This window comes from Bacillus sp. 16GRE42, assembly GCF_019837435.1.
Lineage (GTDB): Bacteria > Bacillota > Bacilli > Bacillales > Bacillaceae_G > Bacillus_A > Bacillus_A wiedmannii.
In genome coordinates this window covers 487,985-511,530 of record NZ_JADAXF010000001.1, presented here as the reverse complement: position 1 = coordinate 511,530, position 23,546 = coordinate 487,985, and the positions used below count along the sequence as shown (strand labels likewise).

20 protein-coding genes, 2 pseudogenes and 1 other annotated feature are annotated in these 23,546 nt (G+C 35.8%); of the genes and pseudogenes, 14 read left to right on the top strand and 8 right to left on the bottom strand.

Annotation, left to right across the window (positions count from 1 at the left end; all coding sequences use genetic code 11):
- The first annotated feature begins 140 nt into the window (after nucleotides 1–140).
- The gene (locus tag ILS93_RS02720) at nucleotides 141–2,525 is read left to right on the top strand and encodes an immune inhibitor A domain-containing protein (RefSeq protein WP_222659887.1); all 2,385 of its coding nucleotides are present in this window, start codon (nucleotides 141–143) and stop codon (nucleotides 2,523–2,525) included.
- Nucleotides 2,526–2,899: 374 nt separating this feature from the next.
- Nucleotides 2,900–3,931 (top strand): Delta(5) desaturase DesA, encoded by a 1,032-nt coding sequence (gene desA, locus ILS93_RS02715; protein WP_064475638.1) that lies wholly within the window; start codon nucleotides 2,900–2,902, stop codon nucleotides 3,929–3,931.
- Nucleotides 3,932–4,417: 486 nt separating this feature from the next.
- Here the strand turns inward: desA and ILS93_RS02710 are convergent, their stop codons facing one another.
- The gene (locus ILS93_RS02710) at nucleotides 4,418–4,765 is read right to left on the bottom strand and encodes a VOC family protein (protein ID WP_064475637.1); all 348 of its coding nucleotides are present in this window, start codon (nucleotides 4,763–4,765) and stop codon (nucleotides 4,418–4,420) included.
- Nucleotides 4,766–5,077: 312 nt separating this feature from the next.
- A pseudogene (locus tag ILS93_RS02705) lies at nucleotides 5,078–5,539 on the bottom strand (amino acid permease); the annotation flags it as partial.
- Between the two features lie 2 nt (nucleotides 5,540–5,541).
- On the opposite strand from ILS93_RS02705, the pseudogene ILS93_RS02700 reads away from it, so the two are divergent.
- The 3 genes and pseudogenes from ILS93_RS02700 to ILS93_RS02690 form a co-directional block, all read left to right on the top strand.
- Nucleotides 5,542–5,664 (top strand): annotated as a pseudogene (locus ILS93_RS02700) (fatty acid desaturase); the annotation flags it as partial.
- 301 nt (nucleotides 5,665–5,965) lie between these two features.
- Complete coding sequence (locus ILS93_RS02695; protein WP_000250770.1) at nucleotides 5,966–6,715, top strand: IclR family transcriptional regulator; 750 nt, start codon at nucleotides 5,966–5,968, stop codon at nucleotides 6,713–6,715.
- A gap of 76 nt (nucleotides 6,716–6,791) precedes the next feature.
- Nucleotides 6,792–8,432: a M20/M25/M40 family metallo-hydrolase gene (locus ILS93_RS02690; RefSeq protein WP_222659885.1), complete on the top strand. Its 1,641-nt coding sequence runs from the start codon at nucleotides 6,792–6,794 to the stop codon at nucleotides 8,430–8,432.
- Nucleotides 8,433–8,633: 201 nt separating this feature from the next.
- On the opposite strand, the gene proC is transcribed toward ILS93_RS02690, so the two are convergent.
- The gene (gene proC / locus ILS93_RS02685) at nucleotides 8,634–9,452 is read right to left on the bottom strand and encodes a pyrroline-5-carboxylate reductase (RefSeq protein ID WP_222659883.1); all 819 of its coding nucleotides are present in this window, start codon (nucleotides 9,450–9,452) and stop codon (nucleotides 8,634–8,636) included.
- Between the two features lie 339 nt (nucleotides 9,453–9,791).
- Nucleotides 9,792–10,002: a binding site (T-box leader), on the top strand.
- Between the two features lie 144 nt (nucleotides 10,003–10,146).
- Here proC and proB point away from each other — a divergent pair.
- On the top strand, nucleotides 10,147–11,250 hold the full coding sequence (gene proB, locus ILS93_RS02680; RefSeq protein WP_222659881.1) for a glutamate 5-kinase: 1,104 nt from the start codon (nucleotides 10,147–10,149) through the stop codon (nucleotides 11,248–11,250).
- Between the two features lie 31 nt (nucleotides 11,251–11,281).
- Nucleotides 11,282–12,529, top strand: a complete 1,248-nt coding sequence (locus tag ILS93_RS02675) for a glutamate-5-semialdehyde dehydrogenase (protein ID WP_149174156.1) — start codon at nucleotides 11,282–11,284, stop codon at nucleotides 12,527–12,529.
- A gap of 49 nt (nucleotides 12,530–12,578) precedes the next feature.
- Here the strand turns inward: ILS93_RS02675 and ILS93_RS02670 are convergent, their stop codons facing one another.
- Nucleotides 12,579–13,772: a NupC/NupG family nucleoside CNT transporter gene (locus tag ILS93_RS02670; RefSeq protein WP_222659879.1), complete on the bottom strand. Its 1,194-nt coding sequence runs from the start codon at nucleotides 13,770–13,772 to the stop codon at nucleotides 12,579–12,581.
- 164 nt (nucleotides 13,773–13,936) lie between these two features.
- On the opposite strand from ILS93_RS02670, the gene ILS93_RS02665 reads away from it, so the two are divergent.
- The 7 genes from ILS93_RS02665 (at nucleotide 13,937) to ILS93_RS02635 (ending at nucleotide 19,610) form a co-directional block, all read left to right on the top strand.
- Nucleotides 13,937–14,980 carry an ArsR/SmtB family transcription factor gene (locus ILS93_RS02665; protein ID WP_098102489.1) on the top strand — a complete coding sequence of 348 codons (1,044 nt, stop codon included), beginning with the start codon at nucleotides 13,937–13,939 and terminating at the stop codon, nucleotides 14,978–14,980.
- Nucleotides 14,981–15,031: 51 nt separating this feature from the next.
- Nucleotides 15,032–16,252 (top strand): MFS transporter, encoded by a 1,221-nt coding sequence (locus tag ILS93_RS02660; protein WP_098102488.1) that lies wholly within the window; start codon nucleotides 15,032–15,034, stop codon nucleotides 16,250–16,252.
- A gap of 96 nt (nucleotides 16,253–16,348) precedes the next feature.
- Complete coding sequence (gene hmoA, locus ILS93_RS02655) at nucleotides 16,349–16,675, top strand: heme-degrading monooxygenase HmoA (protein WP_064475628.1); 327 nt, start codon at nucleotides 16,349–16,351, stop codon at nucleotides 16,673–16,675.
- A gap of 105 nt (nucleotides 16,676–16,780) precedes the next feature.
- Nucleotides 16,781–17,368 (top strand): hypothetical protein, encoded by a 588-nt coding sequence (locus ILS93_RS02650; RefSeq protein ID WP_098102487.1) that lies wholly within the window; start codon nucleotides 16,781–16,783, stop codon nucleotides 17,366–17,368.
- A gap of 78 nt (nucleotides 17,369–17,446) precedes the next feature.
- The gene (locus tag ILS93_RS02645; protein ID WP_098102486.1) at nucleotides 17,447–18,151 is read left to right on the top strand and encodes a nucleotidyltransferase domain-containing protein; all 705 of its coding nucleotides are present in this window, start codon (nucleotides 17,447–17,449) and stop codon (nucleotides 18,149–18,151) included.
- A gap of 202 nt (nucleotides 18,152–18,353) precedes the next feature.
- Nucleotides 18,354–18,749, top strand: a complete 396-nt coding sequence (locus tag ILS93_RS02640) for a VOC family protein (protein WP_064475625.1) — start codon at nucleotides 18,354–18,356, stop codon at nucleotides 18,747–18,749.
- A gap of 357 nt (nucleotides 18,750–19,106) precedes the next feature.
- Entirely contained in the window at nucleotides 19,107–19,610 is a 504-nt protein-coding gene (locus tag ILS93_RS02635; RefSeq protein WP_064475624.1) for a GNAT family N-acetyltransferase, read from the top strand.
- 138 nt (nucleotides 19,611–19,748) lie between these two features.
- Here the strand turns inward: ILS93_RS02635 and lsrF are convergent, their stop codons facing one another.
- The 4 genes from lsrF to ILS93_RS02615 are packed head-to-tail and all read right to left on the bottom strand — an operon-like array spanning nucleotide 19,749 to nucleotide 23,425.
- Nucleotides 19,749–20,531 carry a 3-hydroxy-5-phosphonooxypentane-2,4-dione thiolase gene (gene lsrF / locus ILS93_RS02630; RefSeq protein WP_000219778.1) on the bottom strand — a complete coding sequence of 261 codons (783 nt, stop codon included), beginning with the start codon at nucleotides 20,529–20,531 and terminating at the stop codon, nucleotides 19,749–19,751.
- A gap of 6 nt (nucleotides 20,532–20,537) precedes the next feature.
- Entirely contained in the window at nucleotides 20,538–20,900 is a 363-nt protein-coding gene (locus ILS93_RS02625; RefSeq protein WP_064475623.1) for a cupin domain-containing protein, read from the bottom strand.
- 30 nt (nucleotides 20,901–20,930) lie between these two features.
- Nucleotides 20,931–22,493 carry an autoinducer-2 kinase gene (lsrK, locus tag ILS93_RS02620; protein ID WP_149174152.1) on the bottom strand — a complete coding sequence of 521 codons (1,563 nt, stop codon included), beginning with the start codon at nucleotides 22,491–22,493 and terminating at the stop codon, nucleotides 20,931–20,933.
- Entirely contained in the window at nucleotides 22,493–23,425 is a 933-nt protein-coding gene (locus tag ILS93_RS02615) for a sugar-binding transcriptional regulator (RefSeq protein WP_098102484.1), read from the bottom strand. The genes lsrK and ILS93_RS02615 overlap by 1 nt, the downstream gene beginning before the upstream one ends.
- Nucleotides 23,426–23,546: the final 121 nt, after the last annotated feature.

The following is a 23,546-nucleotide window of genomic DNA, read 5'->3' as shown; positions in this document are numbered from 1 at the left end:
CTATTGTATGTTTTTCACCCTCCAAAAATATTTCTCAACATTTTAGTCTTCTAAAAAGATTGAATATTCGTATTATAACGAATATTATGTTGCTATCGGCAAAAAAAACGATAATTCGCAGACACTGGGGAGGAAATGCATTGAAAAAGAATAAGAAGTTAAAACCATTATCAGTTTTAGCAACAGCAGCAGTACTAAGTAGTAGTTTTGCTTTTGGAAGTCATGCAGCGTATGCTGATACGCCACCATCTCTACCAATTGATGAGCATTTAATACCTGAAGAGCGTTTGGCAGAAGCGCTGAAACAACGAGGAGTAATTGATCAATCTGCATCACAAGCTGAGACATCAAAGGCTGTCGAAAATTATGTTGAGAAAAAGAAAGGGGAAAACCCTGGGAAAGAAATCTTGACAGGAGATAGTCTTACGCAAGAAGCTTCTGATTTTATGAAAAAAGTAAAAGATACAAAAATGAAGGAAAATGAACAGGCGCAGCAACCTGAAGTAGGACCAGTGGCTGGACAAGATGCAGGTTTGAATTCTAGAAAACTAAATGGAAAAGTACCTACTACACCAGCGAAGCAAGAAGAGTACAATGGAGCTGTTCGAAAAGATAAAGTGCTTGTTTTACTCGTAGAATTTAGCGATTTTAAGCATAATAATATTGATCAAGAACCGGGTTACATGTATTCTAAGGACTTTAATCGTGAACATTATCAAAAAATGTTATTTGGTGATGAGCAATTTACGTTATTTGATGGATCGAAGATTAACACTTTTAAACAATATTATGAGGAGCAATCTGGCGGAAGCTACACAGTTGATGGCACTGTAACCGAATGGCTTACTGTTCCAGGAAAAGCTTCAGATTATGGTGCGGATGCGGGAACTGGTCATGATAATAAAGGTCCTTTAGGGCCACGCGATTTTGTGAAAGAAGCATTAAAAGCAGCTGTAGCAAAAGGCATTAATTTAGCTGATTATGATCAATTTGATCAATACGATCAAGATGGTGATGGAAATAAAAACGAGCCAGATGGAATTATTGACCACCTAATGGTTGTACATGCGGGCGTAGGTCAAGAAGCTGGCGGTGGTAAATTGAAAGATGATGCGATTTGGTCTCATCGTTCAAAACTAGGATCAAAACCATATGCGATAGATGGTACGAAATCTTCTGTTTCAAATTGGGGCGGAAAGATGGCGGCATATGATTATACAATCGAGCCTGAAGACGGAGCAGTTGGTGTGTTTGCACATGAGTATGGTCATGATTTAGGCTTACCAGATGAATATGATACAAAGTATTCAGGGCAAGGTGAACCTGTTGAATCATGGTCCCTTATGAGCGGCGGTAGCTGGGCTGGAAAAATTGCGGGAACAGAGCCAACAAGTTTCTCGCCACAAAATAAAGAGTTTTTCCAAAAGAATATGAAGGGTAACTGGGCGAATATCGTTGAGGTAGATTATGATAAACTGCGCACAGGAATCGGTACTGCAACATTTTTAGATCAAAGTGTTACAAAATCAAAACGACCAGGAATCGTTCGTGTTAACTTGCCAGACAAAGATATAAAAAACATCGAATCAGCATTTGGTAAGAAGTTTTATTACAGCACAAAAGGAAATGACATTCATACAACACTAGAGACACCAGTATTTGACTTAACGACTGCAACGGATGCTAAGTTTGATTATAAGGCATTTTATGAATTGGAAGCGAAGTATGATTTCCTTGACGTAAATGCGATTGCAGAAGATGGAACGAAGACACGTATTGATAGAATAGGCGAAAAAGATGTAAAAGGCGGCGTAGATACAACAGATGGTAAGTGGGTTGATAAATCATATGATTTAAGCCAATTTAAAGGGAAGAAAGTAAAACTGCAATTTGAGTATGTAACAGATATTGCAGTAGCTTATAAAGGATTTGCGTTAGACAATGCAGCATTAACTGTAGATGGAAAAGTTGTTTTCTCTGATGACGCAGAAGGCCAGCCAGCAATGACGCTAAAAGGATTTACTGTGTCTAACGGATTTGAACAGAAAAAACATAACTACTATATCGAGTGGCGAAATTACGCTGGGTCTGACACGGCGCTACAACATGCACGTGGTCCAGTATTTAATACAGGAATGGTTGTATGGTATGCGGATCAAAGCTTTACAGATAACTGGGTAGGCGTTCATCCAGGCGAAGGATTCCTTGGGGTAGTTGATTCTCATCCAGAGGCAATCGTAGGAACATTAAATGGACAACCAACTGTGAAGAGCAGTACGCGTTATCAAATTGCCGATGCGGCATTCTCATTTGATCAAACGCCAGCATGGAAAGTAAATTCGCCAACCCGCGGTATCTTTGATTATAAAGGATTGCCAGGCGTTGCAAAATTTGATGATTCTAAGCAATACATCAACAGTGTTATTCCAGATGCCGGGCGTAAGTTGCCGAAGCTTGGATTGAAGTTTGAAGTAGTAGGTCAAGCTGAAGACAAGTCTGCAGGTGCAGTTTGGATCCATCGCTAAAATAAAATGAAAAGGAGCTGCCATAAGTCGGTGAAACCTGACTTATGGCAGCTCTTTTCTTCTTGTGAGAAAAAACTGTTACATAAATACAAATCGAAAAAATTACCATTTAAAAAAATGAAAAGATGTGCAGAAGTGAAAAAGTCCTCTGCTTTTTTATATATTTATTGGAAAAAATAGATGTTTCTTTTATAATTGAAATGCTCCATCAGTCCGATTATATAAGCTTTTTTGACCGTAAGTAATTTGTAAGTAATGAGTAAGAAAAAAGAGATTTTTATATTATATAATATTTATTACAGCTACTTTTAACACCTGATACTAATAGTATGCTATAATGTGAATTAGCAACATAAAGGAAAGGAATTAGACCAATGACATTAGAAAATACTAAAAATTTAAAAAAACAAGTTGCTCCTTATGAAAAATCAACGATTAAAAAAAGTGTGTGGCAACTTATTAACACAATCGTGCCATTCATTATTTTATGGTACCTTGCTTATAAAAGTTTGTCCGTTTCTTATTGGTTATCGTTAGTTCCATCTCTGTTAGCCGCCGGTTTTATGACACGGATTTTCATTATTTTTCATGATTGTACCCATTATTCATTCTTTAAAAGTCGTCGTGCGAATAGAATAGTAGGGACATGTATGGGTGTGTTAACTTTATTCCCGTTTGATCAATGGGGGCATGAGCATTCTATTCATCACGCTACAAGTGGTAATTTGGATAAGAGAGGTACAGGAGATATTTGGACGCTTACAGTGGATGAATATTTAGCTGCGCCATTTAGACTTCGTTTAGCATATCGCTTATATCGCAATCCATTCGTTATGTTTGGATTAGGTCCGATTTATGTTTTCTTACTTAAAAATAGATTTAACCGAAAAGGTGCTAGACAGAAAGAACGTATGAATACTTATTTGACGAATATTATAATCGTTGCTTTAATAGCTATACTTTGCTGGGCAATTGGGTGGCAATCGTTTCTGTTAGTGCATGGCACTATATTCTTAATAGCAGGTTCAGTAGGAATTTGGCTGTTTTACGTACAGCACACATTCGAGGATTCTTATTTTGAAGAGGATAAAGATTGGGAATATGTGAAAGCGGCAGTGGAAGGAAGTTCATTTTATAAACTTCCAAAAATCTTGCAATTTCTAACTGGTAATATTGGATTCCATCATGTTCACCATTTAAGTCCAAGAGTACCTAACTATAAACTAGAAGAGGCACACAATAATACGCTTCCGTTAAAAAATGTACCAACGATTACACTTGCTACAAGCTTACGATCACTTCGTTTTCGTCTTTGGGATGAGAAAAGTAACAATTTTGTTACCTTTAAAGAATTCAAAAAAATAATTAAAAACAATGTTTCTGTTCGAGTGAAATCTGAACTATAATTTCATCGTATATAAAAAACTCTCCTTAATCATTTTCGATTTAAGGGGAGTTTTTGTTTAAATAAAAGATGTCTGATAAGAAGAAAACTTAAATAATTTAAAATGTAATCGAAGAGGGTTAGGAAATGCTCGTACTTAGGCAAAAATATAAGGTAACCGTAAATATATTATGTTAACAATTTGGGGAGTTATGAATTATTTTATATTATTATGACTGTTCATACATCCGCCGATAATTAATAGCAAAGGGGGATAGTAGAAAATACTTATAGAATAATATTTGAAAAAAAGGCAAAAAGCTATTCTTTCGTAAGAATAGCTTTTTTGTAAATGTCCTTAGTTTGATGAGCATGGGATAGAATCTGAAACATAAGAATTCACAAAGATAAGAATTCACAAAGATAAGAATTCACAAAGATAAGAAGCTTTTATTTACTACCTGGAATTAAAGTAGCTGTTAATTTAATAGTAAAAGATTAAAAGCTATTATTTCTCCCAAAGCTCAATTAGACGACCTTCAGGATCTTTAATCCAAATAAACTTTCCGAATTCACTAATTTCTTCTTTCTTTTCAAGCGGTACGCCAATATGTTCAAGATGCTGAATAGTCTCATTCATATTATGTACTTGGAAATTTAACATCACTTGCTGTTCTGTTGGAAAATAATTATCATCTTCGGTAAAGAAAGAAAGAATAGTTTCATTTCCTAATTGCGGTTTAATCACAGTCCCATTCCAATTGTCTATTTCAATTTTCAACACTTCGCTGTACCATTTTTTTATAACATCAATATTTTTAGTTCTCCAAAATATTCCCCCGAAACCTTTTATCATCGTAGATAACCCCTGTCTATTTTTGAATTTTTTGGCTTTATATATTCAATATATCAAAACAGTGATAGTAAGGAAAATTATTAACTTATAAACAGTAAGAAATCAAAATTGCTAGTAGTATGGACTGTTGAAATGATACAGACATCATTCTTCGCATAACTTGAAATCAAAGAAAAAGAGTATAGAAATACTGACTTGTCTTCCAAAAGTAAAGGGAAATGAAGGAACGAAAGAAAAAGTGAAAATGATAAAAGATAAAAGACCGCATATGAATTGAAAGCCATGTGCGGTCTTTTATATATAAGTATAGTATTACATAGTCTCACTAATTTTAGTTTCACTATGAGTATTAGCAGAAATTCTTTTCTTAACTTTAAAGTGATAGTAGGTGTAGCAAAAGATGATAAATGGTACAGTGCAATAGATTCCAAGTCGTTGTTCAGGGATAAAGATAAGACTGATTAATATAATGCCATACAATCCAAATCCAAGAATTGGTACGAGAGGATAAAGTGGAGTTTTGAATTTTAAGTCTTGTAATTTTCCACCTTCGGCTAAATAATGTTTACGGAAAAAGAATTGAGAAACACAAATTGACATCCAAACAATTATAGTTATGACGCCAGAAATGGAAATTAACCATAAGTAAACTATTTCGGCAGCTACAACGCTCGTCAAAAGAGAAAAAGCAGAAATAGCGATCGTCATAATTAAAGCGTTTAAAGGGATTCCTCGTGATGAGAATTTCTTTAGAAAGGCAGGAGCCACTTCATTTTACAAGCTTACGTTCACTTCGCTTCCGTCTTTGGGATGAGAAAAGTAACAATTTTGTTAGCTTTAAAGAAGTCAAAAATATAATTAAAAATAATGTTTCTGTTCGGGTGAAATCTGAACTATAATTTTATCGTTTATAAAAGACTCTCCTTAATTCTTTTTATTTAAGGAGAGTTTTTATTTAAATAATAGTTTTTATGAGGGGAGTTCAAATCCTAATTGGAGTTTAATCACAGCCATAGTTTAATTTTCAGGTAATTAAAAAAGAAAAGTTAATATTTTTTTGATTAAGCTTTCAAATTATTGTCGTTAGTATATTTTTATTTTTAGAAAATTGAATAAACAGATTGATTTCATTTTAAATTTTTGTTAAATTGATAGGTAATTGAGCGTACTAATATATTACAAGTCAAGTTGAGGTGAGTTATGGTACAGTCCATTGATAGAGCGATAAGTATTATAAAGTTGTTAAATTCTACAAATGAAAAAGAGTATTGGGCTATTTCTGATATTGCGGACAGAACACATCTCCCCGTTAGTACAGTACATAGATTACTTAACTCTTTAATCGAGCATGGGTTAGTTACGCAAATTTCAGAAACGAAACAGTACAAAATTGGGCCAATGTGGATGGAAATAGGATTACGTCAACTGGAGAAGGTAGACTACAGATCGGTTGCAAGAGAAGTGATGAAGCGGTTAGCCTCTGAAGTGGAAGAAAGTGTTTATTTGAACATTCCAAATGGCACACATTCTATTATCATTGAAAGAATGGATAGCCCTTTAAAAATTCGAGTTATTGATAACTTAGGGGAACAAATTCCACTTTCAATTGGTGCCGCAAATAAAACGATGCTTGCCAATATGAAAACGAATGAAATGGAACATATTGTAGAACATTTACTTTCTTCATTACCAGAACAAAAGCACATTCTTTTAGATCAAATAAAGCAAATAAAAACTGAAGGATATGCGGTAAGTTATGGTGAAAAAACAGAAGGGACAGCTTCAGTAGCTGCACCTATTATCGGATTTAATCATAAAGTAGTAGGAGCATTAAGTGTTGGGTTAATTAGTCATCGCATAAATGATGATCGACTATCTTTTCTTATTAGTAAGGTAAAACAAGCAGCTCATGAAATATCAATAAAAATCGGCAGTACATCAGAACTATAATTTTGATAACTGTCGTCATTTTTTATTCATATACTGGAATTCATTTTCATAATGCGGAAAAATAGGAGGGGGTTACATGTCAAAGTGGCAATCAAAAGAACAATTGATTCAATTATTAAGCAGTCTTGTTGAAATTCCTAGTATTACAGGTACAGAAGCCGAAGTGATATTGCCAGACTTTGTTGTGGAGCAATTATCTGATTTACAGTACTTCAAAGAAAACCCACATCATTTGCAAAAAAATCCGACGGGGGACGGACGATTTTTTGTTACAGCCCTAGTAAAGAAAAGCGATAGTACGAAAAATACAGTAATTCTAGTTAGTCACTTTGATGTTGTAGATGTACAAGATTACGGAGTGTGGAAAGAAAATGCATTCAATCCTAAAAAGTTAACGTCTATGTTTTATTCTCATAAAGATGAACTACCAGATCAAGTACGTGAAGATATAGAACAAGGGGATTGGCTATTTGGTAGAGGAACAATGGACATGAAATGCGGCCTCGCATTACAAATGGCAATGATTGAGCAAGCTTGTGTAGGAAGATTTGACGGAAATGTTCTTTTAGTAGCTGTTCCAGATGAAGAAGTGAACTCGGTGGGGATGAGGGCTGCTGTTCCAAGATTATTAGAGTTAGCAAGAGAACACGATTTAGATTATAAAACGGTATTAAATTCAGAGCCTATGTTTTCACGACATCCTGGTGACCAAAATAAGTATATTTATACTGGTTCTATTGGTAAAGTGTTACCTGGATTTCTTTGCTATGGCAAAGAAACTCATGTAGGTGAACCATTTGCAGGTTTAAATGGGAGTTATATGGCTGCTTTATTAACGGCTGAATTAGAATTGAATACGGACCTTTGTGATGTTGTAGAAGGAGAAGCGAGTCCTCCGCCAACTAACTTACTTCAACGGGACTTAAAGGAGGATTATTCTGTACAAATTCCGCATCGTGCCGTCACATTGTTCAATTTGTTTTTACTAGAAAAAACGATGACAGATGTCGTTTCATTGTTACGTCAAAAAGTAACGAAAGTAGCAGAGAAAATAGAAGAATCATATGAAAAGCAAGCATATCGTTTTTCTAAATATAATCCGTTTATACCGCCTAATATGAAAGTAAATGTTTTAACGTATGAAGAGCTTATCGCTTATGCAATTGAACAACATGGGCAAGAGAAAATAGATGATATTCAATCTAGTATAATAAAAAATAGAGAAGATCAAGATGATCGTGCGGTAACAATTGATTTAGTAGATAAACTAGCTATTTTATGTAAAGAAAAGGCTCCGATGATTGTACTTTTCTTTGCTCCGCCATATTATCCAGCTGTAAGTTCACGCAACAACTTGTTAATTAAAGAAGTAGTTGCAGAAATGGAAAAGTATGCTCACTACAATCATAACATTACATTTAAAAACCAAAACTATTTTGGAGGAATTTCAGATTTGAGCTATGTGGGCTTACAGAATCCACTAGATTCAATGAGTTCACTTGTAGACAATATGCCATTATGGGATAAAGGTTACTCGATTCCGCTTCAGGAATTGGAAGAGTTTGACGTTCCAGTATTAAATATGGGACCGGTAGGAAAAGATGCACATCAATGGACAGAACGTTTAGATGTAAATTACGCATTTGAAACGCTATTAGATATGTTACCGAAATGCATTGAAAAATTATTAGTTTCTAATAAAATTACACAATCATAGTAGGGAATAAGGAAGGGGTAAAACTAAAATTTCAAAAGAAGATATAAATAAAATTATTGTAGTATAATCAAAAGAACGGACAAACTCAAGCATCTATGAGTTTGTCCATTTATTATTTAGTGAAAACCGGAGAGTATGTAATCCACTATTTTCTAGTTGAACTCATGTGAATTTATAGCTAACGTAATCTCTTTTATCGTTTTACTTTTTCGTTTGACCAGATAGTTCAACAGACTTTTGTGTACAGCGCTGCATTGCTGAAATAATTGCAGTTCGTAATCCTTTTTCCTCTAATGTTGCTACAGCTTCTATCGTTGTTCCGCCAGGAGAACACACCATATCTTTCAATTCACCTGGATGTATGCCTGTTTCTAGTACCATTTTTGCAGAGCCCAATACAGATTGAGCTGCGAATTTATATGCTTGATTTCTAGGCATACCTTCTAGTACAGCAGCATCTGCCATCGCCTCTATAATCATATATACGTATGCTGGCGACGAACCACTTACAGATGTTACAACGTCCATTAATTTTTCGCTTACGATCTCTGTTTGACCAAAGCTATTGAAAATGTTTAGCACATCTTCTAAATCTTTTTCTGTCACCACTTCATTAGGGCATAGCGCAGACATACCTTCTCCAACAAGAGCAGGGGTGTTAGGCATTACTCTTACAACCTTTAATTTTTTAGCAAAAGCTTCTTCAGTACTTTTAATGTTTTTCCCGGCAGCGATCGTTACGACGATAACATCATTTTTGATTACTTCTTTTATTTCGTTAATGATTGATGCGTATAGGTCTGGTTTAATTGATAAAATTAAAATATCAGCATTTTTAGCTACTTCATTGTTGTCAGTAGTTGTAGTTAGCCCATATTTTTCACTAGCATTTTTTAAATTCGTATTGTTTAAATCCGAACAAATAATATTATTTGCAGACACTATCTTTTTGTTTAGCATCCCACCAATCATAGCCATTCCCATATTTCCGCAACCGATGAATCCAATTTGTTTATCCATAATAACTCAATCTTGCTCCTTTTATAATAAATTATATTCTTTTGAAATTGTTATCTTAAAATAACAATGACATCTCCATGCAATATAAAGAAACATTCTAAGAGAATATATTCCTTTTTGCAACACTAAAAGATAAAAAACAATTATATTCGACATTCTGTAAATATATACACTATAATTTAAGGTATTATGTTTATGAATATGAGTTAAACTTATATCGATTTATATTTTCATTCAGTAGATCAATAATTTCATGCAAGTAACTTGCCGCTCTATTTATTTTTAAAAATACTTCTTGACACCAAATCAAACTATATCGCATAATATAAAAAATTAAACCGAAAATCGTTGAAGGGAAATAGTACATATGTCTTCTTGCGAAAGAGAGTGGAATTCACCGGCTGAAAGATTCCTCGTATAGAATATATCGAACCTATCCCTGAGTCTTAAATGAAAGTTTAGGCGTTCGCCTGCGTTATAGGCGCCAAGTGGATATCTATGTATATCAATTAAGGTGGTACCGCGGAACAATGACCGTTTCGTCCTTTTTATTTTATTAAGGGCGAAGCGGTCATTTTTATTTTGCTCTTAAATAGGCTAGGCGCAGCATTGAAAAGAATAGAATCGCTGCAAGCTGTATAAATAGAAGTGTAATTTATAAAAAACTTTGATTTTAGACTTGGGGGATAAAAAAGTGAAAAAACAACGAATTGTTGTAAAGATTGGGAGTAGTTCCTTGGCAGATAGTCACGGAGGCATTTCTAAAGAACAACTTTCAGATCACGTTGCCGCATTGGCTCGATTGAAAGATGAAGGGCATGAAGTTTTGTTAATTACATCTGGGGCTGTCGCTGCAGGTTTTTCGGCTCTAGGATATCCTAGCAGACCTGTGACAATTAAAGGAAAACAGGCTGCTGCAGCTGTCGGACAAAGTTTGTTAATGCAGGCGTACACGGAGGAATTTCGTAAATATGGTATCGTTACTGCGCAATTATTGCTGACGAGAAGTGATTTTTCTAGAAAAGAACAATATAGTAATGCTTACGCTACTTTAGGAGAGTTACTAAACCGTTCCGCTCTTCCAATCATAAATGAAAATGATTCCATCTCTTTAGAAGAGCTAACGTTCGGTGATAATGATATGCTGTCAGCTTTAGTTAGCGGACTTGTTTCGGCGGATTCGCTTATGATTTTTACGGATGTGAACGGTCTATATGACAAAAATCCTCAGAAAAATGAGGATGCGAAAAAATATTATTCCCTTCCTGAAGTTACGGAAGAAATCGCTTCTCTTGCAGGAGATGCTGGTTCAAAACTTGGGACTGGCGGTATGAAATCAAAAATTGATGCTGCGAAGACAGCACTTTCTCTCGGCGTAAGTGTATTTATCGGAACTGGACGTGGACAAGAGAAATTTGTAGATGTTTTGAAGGGAAAAGGTGATGGAACGTATATCGGTAATGCTCCTCAAAAAGAAATGAAGATGAACAAGCAATGGATCGCCTTGCATTCACTTGTTAGCGGACAAATTGAAATAGACGCCGGAGCAGCTACTGCTATCATTCAACATGGTAAGAGTCTTCTTCCTGCTGGCGTTACGAATGTGTCAGGATTTTTCAAAGTTGGCGATGTCGTAGAAGTAATGACGCAACAAGGGCGCGTCATCGGAAAAGGGCAATGCACATATAGTGCTGAGGAACTAAGAGATGTAAAAGGTATGCAAAGCCAAGATATTCAAGCAAGAGGCGATAGGCATAATTATGAAGTCATTCATAGAGATTATTGGGTTTCACTTTAAGAATAGTGATGTTAAAAAGGGGGAAAAAAAGATGAATGAAGTGTTGGAAAAGGGAAAAAAAGCGAAAGAAATTGCTAGAGAACTTGTACTAAAATCTACAAGTCAAAAAAATGAAGCACTTGCTGCTATTGCGGATCAGTTAATAGTAGAAACAGCTTATATTTTAGAGGAAAACAAACGGGATATTGAAGAAGGTAAGGCGAAAGGATTTTCCGATTCTCTCCTTGATCGTCTTATGCTGAATGAGCAGCGTATTATTGATATGGCAGAGGGAATTAAGCAGTTAATTGAATTACGTGATCCTGTTGGAGAATGTGTAAGTAAATGGGAGCGACCAAATGGATTATCTATTCAGGAGATGCGTGTACCACTTGGTGTTGTTGGGATGATTTACGAGGCAAGGCCAAATGTAACGGTAGATGCTGCTACAATTTGTTTAAAAACAGGAAACGCAGTTATATTACGTGGTAGTTCTTCTGCTATCAATTCTAACAAAGCCATCGTTGCCGTTATTCACCGAGCGCTCAAACAAACAAGTTTGTCTCCAGAAAGTGTACAACTTATAGAAGATACAACGCGGGATAGCGCAAAGCAGTTGTTTACAATGAATGATTACCTAGACGTTCTTATTCCAAGAGGCGGCAAACAATTAATTGATACGGTAGTGAGAGAAGCATCTGTTCCAGTACTTGAAACGGGTGCAGGAAATTGTCATATTTTGATTGATGAAACAGCGGATAAACAAATGGCAATTGATATTATTATAAATGCAAAAACGCAGCGTCCATCTGTATGTAATGCCATTGAAACGATTGTACTTCATGAGAAGTGGGCGCAGCAATTTGGTAGCGAGTTGTTTTCATCTTTGAAGGAAAAAGGCGTGGAGTTACGTGGAGATCAGAATGCACTGGCAATTGATTCTTCAACTGTACTTGCTTCAGAAGAAGACTGGGGTACAGAATTTTTATCACTCACGCTGGCAGTGAAAGTAGTTTCTTCTATAGAAGAAGCGATTCATCACATAAATACGTATGGATCTATGCATTCCGAAGCGATTATTACAGAGGACGAGGAAAACGTCAATAAGTTCTTCACATCTGTTGATGCGGCGGCACTGTATCATAATGCATCCACTCGTTTTACTGATGGATCTGAATTCGGATTTGGAGCAGAGATTGGTATAAGTACACAAAAGCTACATGTAAGGGGACCAATGGGACTTCCTGCATTAACTTCTACAAAATATGTGATTCGTGGAAATGGTCAGATTCGAAAATAAAAATAAAAGACACTCAATTAGCTTGGGTGTCTTTTATTTTAAAGATTATTTACCATACAAAAAGCCCAACGAGCATAGCGCTTAATAAGGAAACTGCCATCCCGCTAACAAGAAGCTTCCAAACATTTTTACCGATTATGGATGATTTTTCTCCGCCAAATAATGAATTGTAAGTTCCGTAGATCATACCTACTGTACTAAAGTTAGCAAAAGAAGCTAGAAATGTAGTTGCAACCGCAATCGTATGTGGCTGTAACGACTTTAGGTCCGATTTTAAATCCATCATTGCAACAAATTCATTCGTCGTTATTTTGATCCCCATTAATTCAGCTACATACATAGCATCCTTGCCAGATAAACCGAGTAAAAAAGCAAAAGGACTAAAGATAATGGAGAAGATTTTTTCAATTGTTAAACCTGTTACAAAAAAGCCCAAAATCCCATTTAAACATGCAGTTAATGCTACATAACCAATTACCATAGCTAAAATAACGATAACCATATTCATTCCAACTAACATACTGTTTGAAATAGTAGAAAAGAAATCCTTTTTTTCATCTTTTGCAGGTGTATATACGACATCTTCTTCTTTTGAAACTTCCACAGGATTTAATACATTGGCTAAAATTAATGCGTTAATACAGTTTAAAGGGATTGCGCTGAAAATATATGTTGCCGGAACCATTGATAAATAAGCGCCAAGAATGGATCCGCTAACGCTACTCATACTCATAATTCCAAAAGTTAATAAACGATTTTCTTTTAAAACGGATAATTGATCACGAACAACCGCAAGTGCTTCAGTGTTTCCTAAAAACATCATTTGAATCGAAAAGAAGCTTTCTAACTTTGGTAAACGAGAAATCTTTGAAATAACTGCACCTACTTTATCAATAATCCAAGTTAAGATTCCGAAGTACGAAAGAATATCAAAGAACGTGATAACAAAAATGATAGGAAGTAATGCACTAAAGAAGAAATCAACGGTTTGATTTTCCATAGCTGAAGGAAAGGCAAACCGAATACCTTCATTCGCGCATGCTAGTAGCCAACTGAAAAATGACGCGATTTTATTAATGATAATACTGCCGAGCTTCGTGCCTAACATAAACCACGTAATAAAGAGCTCCAATATGATTAGAATAACGATTGGTCTCCATTTTATTTGTTTTTTATTAGGCGAACAGAGGAAAACGAATAAGATTACAATGAAAATCCCTAACATATTCAATATGAAATGCATGTCAACAACTCCTTGAAAGTTATTATTTGTATATAAAAAAGCTCCTATTCTTCTTAATTTAGAATGAATGTATTTTAACTTAAATTTTGTTAATTCTAAAAATATAGAAGGTGAAATTCGATAAAAGTAGAATTTGATATATAGCAAACAAGGAGGGGATAAAAATGGAGGTCTATCACATAACGAGTAGAAAGAGGGAAACTTATAACGTTCAAGTAAAATATTCGATACTTTTCGAATGCGGGCTTGGCATTGCGGCAATTACTCATAAAAGGTTAATCGATACTCTTGAAAAGAGTCAAAATGAATGGGAAGAAATTAAGGAATCATTAACAGAAGAAATGAGAGAGCACTTACAGTTTGTAGAAGAAAATAATACGTGGAAAGCGTTGCTTCAGTTGTTGTATAAGGGAGAGTTTCAGGACTTATCACAGTTTCATGCTAAAATCGATTTGCTTTCAGAAGTAGATTTGAAGTATATATGTTTACCGTTTTTAGGTGAGAAGTATGAAGGGCAAAGACATTTAGCAGCAAGTGGGGACGTAACTGCAATACATGAACTAGAGGAACTGACACAAGATCATCCATTTTTCTCTACGTATATTCGTTTTATATGTGATGTTCATGTACAAGTGCTGAAATCTCATTTAATCGCTGTTATGACAGGTTGGTATGAGAGTGTTATTCAGAAAGAGGAAGAGCAAATACTATCTATATTAAAACGAGATTATGAAGCGAAAAATGAAATGAATAAAAAGATGAAATCAGAAGAGTTTGTCGAGTGGGCGACTGGCGGTGTGAACTATATGCCAGAACCAAGTGTTCATAATGTACTTCTTATCCCGCAAATGACGTACAGACCGTGGAATATTGAGGCGGATATTGAAGATACGAAAGTATTTCATTACCCAGTCGCAAACGAAAGCATCCATCCTGAAGATCTATATGAACCGAATTATTTTTTAGTTCAAAAGCATAAAGCTCTTGGAGATGAGGCGAGATTACGCATTGTAAAAATGTTGTTTGAAAAAGAACGAACATTGCAGGAAATTACAGAAAGACTGCAACTCGGTAAATCGACTGTACATCACCATTTGAAATTGTTACGTGCAGCGAAGTTAGTTGATATACATGAGGGGAAATATGTATTGAGAAAGAAAGCAGTACAGTCGTTAGCGAAAGAATTAGACGCGTTTTTAAATAGATAATATGCAACTAGAATGCACATAGAGGGAGGAATCTAGTAGAAAAGTTGGTGTATGAAATTGAAAAATGTATTGAAAAACCGTTCGTTCTTTTATATGTGGATTGGCAGTGCAATTTCAGAGTTAGGCGGGGCTTTCGGAACGTTATGTAATTCGATTCTTGTTTATGAATTAACAGGGTCAAAAACAGCATTAAGTAGTATGTGGTTACTATACTTTATCCCGTCACTCATACTACAACTAATAAGTGGCCCATTTATTGATAAATGGAGCCGGAAGTGGATTATGATATTTTCGCAATGGGTGCGAGCTTCGATCTTCTTACTGCCGTTAGTCATGTTACTTACTAGTAGTATAGAAGTTTGGCACGTATATGCCGTCCAAATAATAATTGGACTTATTACGCCGCTGTATACACCTGCAAGTCAAGCAATTACATCGAGCATTGTATGTAAAGAACAGCTTCAAGACGCAAATGCGTCTATTGATGGAATGGCTCGTCTGATGATGTTTCTTGGGCCGGTATTAGGCGGAGTAATCATTCATTTGATTGGAACAGAACTTACATTATCTTGCGTATGTATTTGTCTATTTGTTAGTGGTGCATTATTACTTAATATAAAAGAGAGGAGAACAACACAACCCATTCGGAAAACGTGGTTAGAACAGTTTCTGCACGGTTTTACATATTTTTTCACAAAACCAGTTATCGTTTGGCTAGGTATTTTTCTTACTTTCGTGCAATTTGGGGTTGGGGTAACGTTGGTTACAAATCTTCCTTATATAAAAGATGAGCTGTCAGCGGGATATGCGGAGTTTGGTTATTTTATGGCTGGTTTCCCGTTTGGCTATGTAGTTGGATCTATACTAGTCGGAAAAGTAACGTGTAAAAGCCGGCGTATACTTATGCTTGGTGGATTGTTTATAGGAGGACTTACATACATTTCTCTAGGGTTCAATCATAGTATAGTAATTGCGGTGTTCATTGAAGTAGTTGCAGGTATTTGTATTTCATTTTTCAATGTTCATAACACAACAATTTGCCAACAAACAGTACCAAACAATATGATAGGACAAATATTTTCAGTGCGTTTATTTTTCATACGATCTTCTATGCCGTTAGGTGTGTTATTAGGAGGCATATTAAGTGAAATGTGGGGAATAAGAGCACTATACTTTATTATCGGTGCGATTATATGTGTTACTTCTTTAATAGGATTATTCCTTCCTTATTTCAAATTTTTAGATGAAGCTGTTGAAGAGAAAACAGCTTAATTCAAACAATTAAAACTTTTTAATTGAAAATAATTATCATAATCAACTATAATAGAAGAATACTAGTATTCGTAATAAGAAGAGGGAGTGGATTATATGTTTATTGAAACGAAAACATTTACAGTAAAAGAAGGTACATCAAATATAGTTGTAGAACGTTTCACTGGAGAAGGTATTATTGAAAAATTTCAAGGGTTCATCGACTTAAGTGTTCTTGTGAAAAAAGTAAGACGCGGCGATGAAGAAGTTGTCGTTATGATTCGCTGGGAATCTGAAGAAGCATGGAAAAACTGGGAAACAAGTGAAGAACATTTAGCAGGACATAGAGCGAGCCGTGGCAAACCAAAACCAGATCATATCATTAACGTTGATCACGCAGTTTATTATGTAAAATCATCGAAAGCGGCTTATCAACAGTCGTAATATATATAAAAGTAGAGGATATTTGTTTAGTAATAAACAAATATCCTCTTTTTTTGATGTATAGTAAAATATGGATGTGATATATGATTTATTGTTTCGTTATAAATGGAGGTAAATGAAGTGAAGAATATGTTACTAATGACAGCTTTAGCGACAACGTTATTATCAGCGTGTAGTAATAATAATGTGAAAGAAGAAGTATCTAAGAATGAGGAAGAAAAACGTGAAAGCAGTGCAAAAATAGTAGAGCAGAAGGAGTATATTATTCTTGATAAGAATTATAATGAAATATTTCTAAAAGATGATAGTTCAAATAAAGAAGATAGTGTGAAAGTAAGTTTAAATGATTTAAACCCAACAAAATGGAAGGCGCCTAAAAGAAACGGTATCCTAGATATAGGTGATCATATCTCTTTGAAAAAAGAAGAGGGTAAATATACACCAACATTAGTAAAAGATCTTGTTGGTGAAATAAAATATGATGGTACAATTAAATATAAAATTTTAGAAGCGACTGATAAATCAGTAAAGTGGTTACCACTAAATAAAGAGAACAATGGAGGATATGTTCCGCCAGAGATGGTAAAAGTAGTGAATGCTTCGAAAATAAAAGCTGGAGATATTGTTACGATTCAAGATCAAACAAAAAGTAGTGAAGACGCAATTGTATATGAACTGACAATCGTTGAATAAGTATGTAGGAGATTATAAGAAAAGTACAATATATTTAGGGGAGGAATAACTCCATAATAATATGTTTGGAGGTTACAAATGTTAGAAACACAAACATCTATTAAACATGAACAACATAAAAAATTAGTGCAAACAATAGTAGCTGAAATCTTATCAATAGATAAGGTAACTGGATGTATGCTTATCGGATCTGTCGCAAGAGGCGATGCATATCCTGATTCGGATTTAGATTTCTATATTCTTTTAGAAGAAGGACAAAAGAAAAAATTTCATTCTGAAACGAGAGAAGGTATTTTAGTTGAATATAAGTATGCAGATGTTAATCAAATACTAGTAAACTTAAAAAACAACCCGATGGAACTATACACATTTTTAGAAGGGGAAATTTTGTTTGATAGAAGCAATGAGTTGAAAAAGTTAAAGGAAATAGCTGCATATGAATTTGAAAACTATCGTGTTTCTAGTGACAAAGTGAAAGGTATTTCTCATTGGTTGCGTAGTTCGCTCATTAAAATTCAGTCTGCTATGAAAGCACATGATGAGTTAAAAGCTTCATACATTGTTCATACGTCAACTTGGACATTGTTAGAAGGGATATGGGCTATTAATAACAAACCTACACCGCCAGCGGGATCTGTTTTAAGGTATATTCAAGTGTTGCCTAATAAACCAATTCAATTGGAGACATTACTTCATAAATTATTTTTAGGGGATACGACAGAGCGTATCTCTTCAGCAATTTTCTTGATTGATTGGGTTTTACACAATTTGAAAAATAAATAATGTGGCTATTTTATATAGGTAAAATAGTATTTCACGTCGAACGGTTTATGGAATTGCAGTCTTAAAAAACGTTCTAGACTATAGAAAAAAGTATTAGACTATAAAGCATAGTCTTAGACGGAACGCTTGAATATCTTTCCTTACATATTTAAATGTTATGAAAATGAGTCTATATACCCTCTGCTTAAAAGGAGATGAGCGAATGAAGTTGAATCACTTGAATCTATGTGTTGATGATTTATTAGAAGCGAGACATTTCTTTGAAACATTTTTTGATTTTCAATTTTTAGAGCAAAAGGGAAAGGCGCTAGTAGTAATGAGTGATGAGAGTGGATTTATACTTGTGTTAAGCGATCCAAAAGCATTTAAGGGGAATAAGGAAGTGATGTATCCCGAAGCTTTTCATATTGGTTTTTTAGTCGATACTTCAAGTGAAGTTGATCAAGCATATAATCGATTAGTAGCTGGAGGCATTGAAATAGAAAAGGCACCGTATTCTATGAGAGGTAGTAGTTATGGTTTTTATTTTTCAATGTTTAATGGATTGTTAATTGAAGTGTCCTGCCTTGACTATAAAGACGGTAAGAAAGTTCAATAGCGATTAACAAGAGTAATTGTTTGAAGATGTCAATCAAGCCCCTTATCCAGTTTGGAAAGGGGCTTGATTATTTTAAGGGACATAAAAGTAAAAATAAACGGATTTTAGTCAGCGAAATGACGATACATTTTTAAATGTAAATATTAAGTGTAAATCTAAAATCATTCATAAATCAAATATTGTAGACTTAAAATGAAGTTTCATTACAAGGTCTATTTAGCAGCGGAATTGCTTATGTATAAAATAACAATTTTGTATGCTGATGCAAGAAAATTTAGAGAATGAAGCAGGTTTTCCATATGGTAAAGTACGAAACTATTATAAGTAGTGCAGTGATATGAATAGGAGGTTACGGCTATGACAGCTGTTTTTAAAGATATGGCGTTCCAGCTGAAAACAGAACGACTCGATCTGAATATGTGGGAGGAATCCGATGCAGTCTGGCTTAGAAAATTAATTGGTGAACGTGGTGTGGATATGCCAACTGTTGAATCTGTTCGTAGCGCCCTTATTGAAATGCGCAAGAAAGCAACTGAAAATGGTATTTCTCTTCTTACTATACGTAGGCGAGAAGAAGGGGATTTTATCGGATACTGTGGCTTAATCATCGGTCGTTCCACGCTTGAAGAGCCGGAAATTGCATACGAATTGTTCCAAAGTGCTCATCGTAATGGTTATGCGACAGAGGCAGCATCAGCAGTGCTAGAGGCTGCGATTGCTACGGGGCGCCAAAGACTTTGGTCAACTGTAGGCGCTTGGAATACGGCGTCTTTCCGGGTATTAGAAAAGATAGGGTTTCATCGGCATCACAGTACGTGGGGGGAGCGCGGTGAGATTGTTTGGAACGTACGCGATTTGTAGAAATCTGACCAAATCAGGAACAAAAAAATGTAAAAGAAAGCCTCTATGTTAGGTTACTTAGTAATCTAACATAGAGGCTTTTTCTTATAGTAAGTATTGATTTTGTATATATTTAAGTGTAATAGTCTGTCGTTTATTTTAATTTTTTACATCTTCGTATAATTGGAGTGCCTCTTTCACATTCAATCCATTCTTCACGATACCATGAATTGCTTGAATCATCGCAGCAGGATGTTCAGATTGCCAAATATTTCGGCCCATGTCTACTCCGATTGCACCTTCTTGCAGTGCATTGTACGTAATGTTTAATGCGTCTTCAATTGAGTCTAATTTTGGTCCGCCAGCGATGACGACTGGGGCAGGGCAAGTGCTTGTAATTTTTTCGAATCCTTCGCAGTAATACGTTTTAATAATGTCAGCTCCCATTTCAACGCATACGCGGGAAGCAAGTGCTAGAAAGCGAGCTTCACGTTTTTGTAGTTCTTTTGCAACAGCGGTAATGCCGAGTACTGGCAGACCGTAATCGTGAGCTTCTGAAACTACATTTGCGAGATTTGAAACTGTTTGTGTTTCATAGTCGGATCCGACGAAAACTGAAACGCCGACGCCAATTGCATTTTGTTTTACTGCTTCTTTTACAGGTGTAACAATTGTTTCATTCGCTAAATCTTTACCGACGACAGTAGCTCCACCTGAAACACGCATAACCATCGGTGTGCTGCAGTTTTCAGGAATACAAGAGCTAAGTACACCACGCGTCAAAAAGAGGGAATCTGTATAAGGAAGTAAGTTTTTAACCGTTTCCAGCGGTTGTTCTAGGCCGTGAATTGGTCCTAAAAAGTAGCCGTGATCTATCGCTAACATAACCGCTCTGCCATCAGGTAAGATTGTGTTTAATCGATTTTTAAATCCCCAAGTCATTTGAAATCACTCCTTCGTTAATGTTGGATTTTCCGTTTGTACCGTATCTTTATTTGGTAAATGTGGTGACTTTATAAAAACTGCTTTAAAAGGTTTATCAGAATGGTTAATAAGATAGTGAGATTCATGAGGGCGAACTTGCAATACATCGCCTTGTTTAATCGGAACTCTTTCGTTATTCACATAGAAATCAATTTCACCTTCTAATGCATAAAAGACTTCCTCGCACGTCGTATGAAAGTGATTTTGAAACTCCTGCCCAGGCTGAATGACAACAAGGCCAAGATCAATATTCGGACCTTGTATTAAATATTTCGGCCCGTTATCACCGAAGCGATAGGAGAAATCATTTTCATTCACTTTTAACATACATTTCACTCCTTTATGTAATGTAATCTGTTACAGTGCACCAGGCGCAATCCACATATGTGAGGTGAGCCCTATATCAGCTAAAGCGAGCTGACTGTCATATACAGTTTTCCATGTTTCATAGAACTCTTTATAAAGTTCGTGATTTTCAGTAATTGGTTCGAATGTGTGCTCCCACTGTACAAACTGTTCGGCAGTTTCTGCCATAGATGAATATATGCCAGCACCAACTCCGGCAGCAATCGCAGTTCCTAAAGCAGCTGCTTCTTTTACAACTGGTACTTTTACTGGGATACCGAGTACGTCTGATAGAATTTGTGGCCATAGTTTTCCTTTAGCGGCACCGCCAGCAAACACGACTTCAGAAGGGAATGTCCCTGTGAGATTTTCTATTAATTTTAAGTTACCAAGTGTAACGAAGGCAGCATTTTCCTCAATAGCACGGAACAGTTCTTTTTTGCCGCATTTGTCAGCGTCTAAACTTAAATTTAAAAAAGAAGGTGCGGCATGACGCCAAGAAATATAGTTCATAACGTTTGAAAAAGTAGGGATAATGCCATGTGAACCGACAGGTACGTCTTTCGCTTGTTCTTCTAATAATTCATAAGCATCTACACCAAGTTTGTCAGCAAGTTTCTTTTCCTCTTGGCAAAAAGCGTCTCGAAACCATCGCATAACAAGGCCTGGGAAAAAGGCAATCGTTTCATATTGCCATAGGTTAGGTGCGACGTGACAATTTACCCGAATCGCAGCATATGGATCCGTTATTGGTTCTGTAACATTCACTTCTTGCTGCCAAAAACTGCCTCCGCATACTAACGTTTGATAAGGTTTCACGACTCCTGTTCCAAGTGATGCCATTTGTGCATCTCCGCCCCCGGCGACGACAGGAATTTCTTCACGTAATCCAGTTAATGCTGCACACTCTTTTGTGACGGTGCCAATTACTGTACCAGCTTCATTTACTGTTGGTGAAAATGGTAAAGCTAGACCGCATTCTTTAGCGACATCGTTATCCCACACTCTATTTTGTAAGTTAAAAATACCGGACGTACAACCGTTTGAGGGGTCGATTTGCAGTACGCCGCTTAATTTATATAAAATCCAATCGTTTAACATCGTAAAAGAATGAATATTGCTATAGACGTCTGGTTCATGTTTTTTAATCCAAAGTAGGCGAGGTAAAGCACCTAATGAAAAAGTTTGCCCAGATCTTGTATATAAATCTTCTTCCAGATGTGACCGAATTTCTTTTAGTTCACTAACTTCAGCAGATGCGCGCCCATCAACATTTGCACAAGCCCATATTTCTTGCCCACCTTTATCATATAAAACAAAACCTTCTCGCATACTAGTAGCGCTAATAGCTTGAATAGAAGAGGGAGAGACATTACTTCTTTGTAAAACTTCTTTCGTACATTGTTGTACAAGGTGCCAGTTTTCTTTTACATCAAAATTCATAGAGCCTGGATAACGAGGATCCGTTTTATGAACCCATTCTTTTTGACTGACCGCAATTTGATTACCTAGTAAATCAAAAAGAACAGCTCGAATGCTTCCTGTACCAGCATCGAAAGCTAATAAATGAGACATTAACACTCACCATCCTTTCGTAATAAGGAGAGGGCAGTTTCCTCATCGGTAATTAATGTATGAATAAATCTCCCCTTTAAAGCTCCGTAAATGGCGTCTATTTTTTCTGTACCACCAGCAACACCAACGACATGCTTCATTTTGCGAAGGATAGAGAGTGGCGTACCAATTAGGCGGTTGTGATGCGGAAGATGTAATAAATCACCATTCGTATTATAAAACTGTCCTAAAATATCACCAGCGCCGTGTTGGCTACGAATATATGTCATTTCACGTAGCGTTAATTTTTCTTCTTTTACAATCGTAGCGTCTTGAGATAATCCTCCAATACCAACAATAGCTGTATGAGCAAGTGAAGCGACATGAAGCATATCTTTGACACTCGGTTCTGATAGAATACTTTGTGCCATTTCGGTTGTAGATGCTAGAAACGGTGTAGGGATAATATGAAGATCGCCTTGCATGTAGTGTAAATAGTTTTGTTTTCTCGGGAGATAGTGATTTACTCCGCCTGTTAGCGTTACGATTGAAAGATTAATGGAAGTTTCAAAATGAATGTTTTCTAGCATTTTGCTAATTGTTTCACCCCATCCAATGCCGAGTAAATCGCCTTGTTGGAGCTGAGTTTCTAAATACTGTGCAGCAGCTTTTCCGAGAGAAGCGTGATAATTGTCTATTGGAGTAGGGATAATGAAAGCATCTTTTAAATGGAATTTTTTCATTAAGTCACGTTCAATACTTAAACAGTGAAAACCAGTCCCTTTTACGTGAAATGTAACGATACCTTCACTGCGCGCCTTATCTAATAACCGGACGACTTTATTTCTTGAAATATGAAGAAGTGAAGCGATCTCCTGTTGTGTTAATTGATCTTTATAATAGTACCAAGCTACTTTCGTTAATAAATTCTCTTCAAAGTTCAGCTGTGTCATACTCTTCATCCCTTTCAACAATTGACCACTGCTTAAACATATGTGCCGTATATTTTGTTTATTCCAGTTGATACGATGAATAGTCTGGTGAAAAAAGTGTTCTAGATATGAAAAAAGGAAT